The 5591-nt window shown below is 44.8% G+C and carries 6 protein-coding genes; all 6 read right to left on the bottom strand.

Going from position 1 to position 5591, the window contains the following annotated elements; genetic code table 11:
* Positions 1–717 (bottom strand): HNH endonuclease (locus PX636_RS01000; protein ID WP_288115945.1); only part of this gene is annotated, 717 nt, incomplete at its 3' end.
* 40 nt (positions 718–757) lie between these two features.
* Positions 758–1843 (bottom strand): alanine dehydrogenase, encoded by a 1086-nt coding sequence (gene ald, locus PX636_RS00995; protein WP_004162976.1) that lies wholly within the window; start codon positions 1841–1843, stop codon positions 758–760.
* Positions 1844–1926: 83 nt separating this feature from the next.
* A complete protein-coding gene (locus PX636_RS00990) occupies positions 1927–2229 on the bottom strand; it encodes a DUF3181 family protein (protein WP_002782261.1) in 303 nt (100 codons plus the stop codon).
* Positions 2222–2476 carry a hypothetical protein gene (locus tag PX636_RS00985; protein WP_159294608.1) on the bottom strand — a complete coding sequence of 85 codons (255 nt, stop codon included), beginning with the start codon at positions 2474–2476 and terminating at the stop codon, positions 2222–2224. Before PX636_RS00985 ends, PX636_RS00990 begins: the two co-directional genes overlap by 8 nt.
* Positions 2477–2584: 108 nt before the next feature.
* Positions 2585–4453 carry a cation:proton antiporter gene (locus PX636_RS00980; protein ID WP_288115944.1) on the bottom strand — a complete coding sequence of 623 codons (1869 nt, stop codon included), beginning with the start codon at positions 4451–4453 and terminating at the stop codon, positions 2585–2587.
* Positions 4454–4575: 122 nt separating this feature from the next.
* Positions 4576–5591 (bottom strand): RNA-guided endonuclease InsQ/TnpB family protein (locus PX636_RS00975; protein ID WP_288115943.1); only part of this gene is annotated, 1016 nt, incomplete at its 5' end.

Genomic DNA, 5591 nt, shown 5'->3' with positions numbered 1-5591 from the left:
GGGAACATTTAAAGTTTTACCGCGATAGTTGATAAAATTTAGTGCTAACGTCTCGCTACCTTGATCCTGAGCCTTTTTTTCGATCTCATGGCCAATAATTAATCTTAAATCCTCATCGAAACTAATTAAACCTCGATCGAAAGCAGTATCATGAGTACGAGCTAGGCACAAGCCATTATGAGGGTTTAAACGCTGTTCGGGAAATTGACTCCAGGGTAATATATGACTAGCTGTTAGTAACAGCGGAATGGGATTTCCTGTAATACAGCAACGATAGTTATATAGGGCTAAAATTGTCTTTCTAAAAAAGTTTTGTCCGATTCTAACTTTTCTGATTGCCTCGGTTTCTGTTTTGATATTTTCCGAAAAATCAAGTCTCGTAAAATCCTCTTGCTGTTCGTTGATAACTCCTAAAAGAACTTGTAATTTTTCCTCACTTTCTAGGGCTAATTCTGTCCAGTTATCCTCGAACTCCTGCCAGATTTGTCGATCAGCTTTACTGATACCTTTTAACCCCTGTACTCCTCGCAATTGATGCCTGGGATCGAGAGAACCAAAATTACATAGTTTCATCACCAGGGCCGATGGTGTTCGCTGTAACTTTTGAGCGACTTCGATAATAATAGGATTATTGGTGTGGAATTGTCCATAGGGAAATTTATAGTATAAATTGAGAGCGATCAGCAGCTCATCCCTTGTCCATAAATTCTTAGTCATAGCCCTTGGAAAATACCACCATCAGCCCTGAAATTACTGCTCAAATCAAATCGGGAAAAACTTCGCGCACTGCTGGATGAATTAACCGATGATTGGCGACATTTAACCCCTTAGCGAGGGAAACATCTTGATCCAAGGCTTTTACCCCATGGTCGGCTAATTTAATAACGTAGGGTAGGGTACTATTATTTAAAGCTTGGGTTGCCGTCCAGGGTACTGCTCCAGGCATATTAGGCACTCCATAATGTACTACTCCCGACTCCAAGTAAGTCGGTTGACTGTGGGAAGTGGCCCGCAGAGTTTCCACGCAGCCTCCTTGGTCCACTGCCACATCGACAATTACAGAACCAGGGGTCATTTTGGCGACTAAAGAGCGAGAAACTAGAGTTGGCGCTCGTTTTCCTAAGACTAGCACTGCCCCAATCAATAAATCGGCCTTAGGAACCACATTTTCTAATTGTGCCGGGCTACTATAAAGCAATTCTACCCTGGAACCGAATAAAGTCTCTAAATAGGCCAAGCGCTCGACGTTAATATCTAAAATAGTTACTTTTGCCCCCATACCGATGGCAATTCTGGCCGCTTCCGTACCCACCACACCACCGCCAAGGATAACCACTTGTCCAGGACTCACCCCGGGGAAACCCCCCAGTAAAACTCCCCTACCTCCCTGTTGTTTTTCCAGATAGCGGGCCCCAAATTGTACCGAAAGACGACCGGCAATAACACTCATGGGAGTCAAGAGAGGCAAACGACCATCGGCAAGCTCGACCGTTTCATAAGCGATCGCAGTTGTTCCCGACTCGATTAATGCTTCCGTTAAATAGCGCTCGGCCGCTAGGTGTAAATAGGTGAATAGGAGAGCTTCCTTATTTAAAAAGCCGTATTCTGCCTTCAGCGGCTCTTTTACCTTGACAATTAGCGGTTTATCCCAAACTTGGGCCGCTTTTTCCACAATTTTGGCCCCGGATTTTTGGTAATCTTCATCGCTGAATCCAGCACCCAATCCGGCGGCCGTTTCCACAAACACCCTGTGACCGCGATCATTGAGTACACGCACACTACTAGGACTCAAACCGACGCGAAACTCTTGATCTTTAATCTCTTTGGGAACACCTATTTCCATGGTTTGCTTCTGGGGGACTATTTCTAACTACTTTAGCCTGTTAGTCCTAGTCTGCGAGTAATCAGACATACTATTCGGGAATTTTAGAGACTTTTTTGGTATTCTTCGAGCAAATCGATTAAATCTATCTGACATTTGCTGGGTAACAAATCCGCTAGAGAAACTTGTAGATGACCACCTCCGAGGGTGACTTTTATCTCCCGCAGGATAGACATGACTGCATTCTCGCTTAAGCTGTCGTTTTCGAGCAAAGGGAAGACTTTTTCGGCAACGACGCTGTGTAAATGTGCTTCCCGGAGATAGAGATGCCATTTAGCCACGTCAATGTAGATATTGTCGCCGATTTGGGCCGCCAGATTTTCGATGTCCTGAGTTGTGTTAGCCATGGGATGTTACCGAGTAGTTAGCGATCGCCGCTATATAAATCAAATGTCCCACCAATAGAATAGCCCAAATTCCCGTGAACAGATTTAACCAAGTCCAATCGGAAAATTTAATGATATGAAAAAACCACAACCCTGAATTAATCGCTAAAAAAGCCGCCACATGAACGGCGAAATTCATGCGATCATCTAAACGTCGGAAAGCGGGATCGTTTTTGCGGTCGGGTTGACGGGGCCAACGAGGAGGCATAAGCAGTGATCAGTTATCAATTATCAGTTATCAGTGTACCGTTTTTTTTAGCTAAGTTAAGTTGCCAGAGTGCCTATCCTCACCAAGAAGTTAATTTTGTCCTATTACTTATCTACTGGTGGCGATTTCCACTTCGGGTAAGATTTCTAAAGATAAACGGGTTCTGACAGTGCCAGAAAGACGTTTAAGCAGTTGCGGGCGTAAATCGCGCAGAATATAGATTAATTCGTCTCCGGTGCGCCATTCTTCCCTTTCTGTTACTACCTGTAGGGAATTATCGCGACGCAATAGTAGGGGCAGCAGTTCGCCATTTTCAATTAATTTAGTTAATCTGGTCTGTTGTTCGCTCAAATCATTGCCTTTAAAGATAGTTTTACCCAATTTAATCTGATTATCGTCTAAATACTGATTCCATTCCTTGACCGAAAAACTAGGGAGAAAAACCTGATTAACCTTATTTTTATCTGGGTTAGGGGTTCCCGCAAAGGCAGCCAAAACCCGGGGAGGATGAAATTCCTCGCCGGCTCTTTGGGCTAAAACCAGATTAACCTCGCTATTATTAGTCAAAACCAGAAAAGTCCCCATGGATTCGATGCCGGCTTCTTGCAGTATTTTTGTATCAAGTGCGCTACTCTGCAGCACCGTCAAACCGTCTTCTTCTGCTTGTTCACAGGCCCTGGCATCCGTATCGATTAAAACCACGTTTTCCCCTTGTTCTTGGAATAAACAACCGATTAAGCGACCTAGGGGATTACAACCGACGATTACTGCCCCTGTTGCCGCAGAAGAAGTGATTTTTAGCCCTTTTGCCACCCAACGCGCCGTTAATCCCTGAATAAAAACGGTCATTAAAATTGTTAAAAAGACTAAAGCTTTGATCGCTTCACCGCCATTAATACCGGCACGGGTGAGTAAAATGGCAAATAAAGAAGCTACGGAGGCAGAGACGATTCCTCTAGGGGCAACCCAAGCGATAAATAACTTATGTCGCCAATTTAGGTCACTTTTTAGGGTACACAGAGCCACACTCAGGGGACGTACCACCAGCATCAAGACTAACACCGTCAGGACGCTGCCCCAACCCAAAGCGATGACACTGGCGATCGAAAGATCCGCCGCTAGTAAAATAAACAGTACCGACACGCAAAGAGTGGTTAATTGACCCTTAAAACGCCTTAATAACCGCTCATCGGGAACTGCCGCCGCTTTTAGCACAATTCCCGCCATTACCACCGCCATTAACCCCGATTCACTGCGGCTAAATTGTGATAAACCAAATAACCCCCAGACTCCCGCTAAAACCACGAGATTTTTTAGCTCAAAAGTCAGAAAATTGCAAGTTTTTATAATAAAACTTAACAATCCGCCTCCAGCAATGCCGATCGCCGCCCCGATGCCTAAACGTAGGGTTAAACCGGTGATAATTTCCATGGGGCGGGCATGACTATCAATAATCGTATTTAGCACCACTACGGCTAAAATTGCGCCCACCGGGTCGATTAATACCCCTTCCCCTTCCAAAAGCGTCGCCACCCGCCGATCTACGGCTACTTGCTTCAGCAAAGGCCCGATCACCGTCGGACCAGTTACCACCACTAAAGAAGCGTAAAGAAATGCGATCGGCCAGGGAAATTCCCCCAACCAGTGGGCCGCCATACCGCCACCAATGAGAGTGATGGAAGTACCGAGGGTGACAAGATTGCGTAAACTGCCAGAAACTCGCCCTAATTCCCGTCCGCTTAGGCTTAAACCGCCTTCAAATAGGATAATCGCCACAGAGAGAGCAACAAGGACTTCTAAGCCAATTCCCAGACTTTGGGGGTGTAAAATTTCCCAACCATCGGACCCTAAAGCAATCCCAAAAATGAGCAGGAAGACAATACTGGGAACTTTCAGGTATTCGGCAATGACTTGGGCTGTAATCCCCGCCACCACAGTGATGACAATTTGCAGGGTAAGGGCGAAAGATGGATCCATGTTTAGCGATCAGTTATCGGCTATCGAGGCGGGGTTATGGTTGGGGTTTAATCATTCTAATTTTGACTCTCCCCCGCTAACCGCTCGCGCGGTGTAGCGGGAGATTCTCGGTTCATAGGTTTTTAACTAGATCGACCTGGTTTAACCCAGTCGATCCCCGTCAAATCGCCTCCGCGAGCGTTTTCTAACACGGTCAGTCCGACCGCGTTTTTTCCTCGGTTCTCGATTACCTTTGCTGATGCCGTGTCTCTCGGTTCAATGTGGCCGCAAGAATCACACCGGTGAACTCTTTCTGATAACGACTTTTTGCCAGTAATCGCGCCACAATTCGGACACTCCTGGGAAGTTCCGTTTTTATCGACTTTAAGATAATATTTCCCCCGTTTCCAAGCGACAAACGGTAGTATCTCGTTAATAAAACTACCGATGCCCGAATCCAGAGATTGTTTTCTAACGATCCCTCTAGACCAGGAAATGAAGTTAATATCTTCGACAAAGATATTATCAGCAAGATCACAAAGGTAATGAGCTAACTTAAAGTGCCAATCTCTACGAGTATTAGACACTTTTTCATGTAATCTCGCTATCTTCTCCTGAAGTTTTAACCAATTGCTAGAGCCTTTAGTTTTCCGTTTCAAGCGTCTTTGTAGCAATTTAAGCTTACTCTGTACTTTCAACAAAAATCGAGGGGCTTTGATTAAATCTCCCCGTGAAGTAGCGACAAAACTTTCAATCCCCGCGTCGATTCCTAAACAGGTCTTCCCAACTGTCATATCGGGAACTAATTCCGTAGATTGGAAAGAAACCGAAACGTAAAATCCCGACGCTTTGCGGATAATTCGAGCTTGTTTAGGCTCAAACCCAGACGGGTACTCCCTAGATTTCCTAATCCGAATTTTTCCCAATTGTGGAAAATTCAAACATCCATCCCCTAGAAAGTTTTTTGACAGCGCAGGAAAAACCAAACTCCGCATCTTTTTCTTAAATCTAGGAAAGCCGAAGCCTTTCGATTTTATCTGGTCAAAAGCTTTATCTACAGTTTTTAAGACTTGCTGTAAGACTTGAGCGTTAACCGTCTTTAATATCGGGTAAACTTTTTTAGCTTCCGTTAGATTTTTAGCTTGAACGAAGTAATTTG

The organism is Microcystis sp. M53598_WE2 (genome assembly GCF_030067735.1).
Taxonomy (GTDB): domain Bacteria; phylum Cyanobacteriota; class Cyanobacteriia; order Cyanobacteriales; family Microcystaceae; genus Microcystis; species Microcystis aeruginosa.
Note: the sequence above shows the minus strand (reverse complement) of the source record. Positions and strands in the feature narration are given on the sequence as shown.

Bases quoted from the DNA above. Each gene is read 5' to 3' on its own strand.
- PX636_RS00980 (WP_288115944.1), bottom strand. From the start codon at position 4,453: ATGGATCCATCTTTCGCCCTTACCCTGCAAATTGTCATCACTGTGGTG.
- PX636_RS00990 (WP_002782261.1), bottom strand. From the start codon at position 2,229: ATGGCTAACACAACTCAGGACATCGAAAATCTGGCGGCCCAAATCGGC.
- ald (WP_004162976.1), bottom strand. From the start codon at position 1,843: ATGGAAATAGGTGTTCCCAAAGAGATTAAAGATCAAGAGTTTCGCGTC.
- PX636_RS00985 (WP_159294608.1), bottom strand. From the start codon at position 2,476: ATGCCTCCTCGTTGGCCCCGTCAACCCGACCGCAAAAACGATCCCGCT.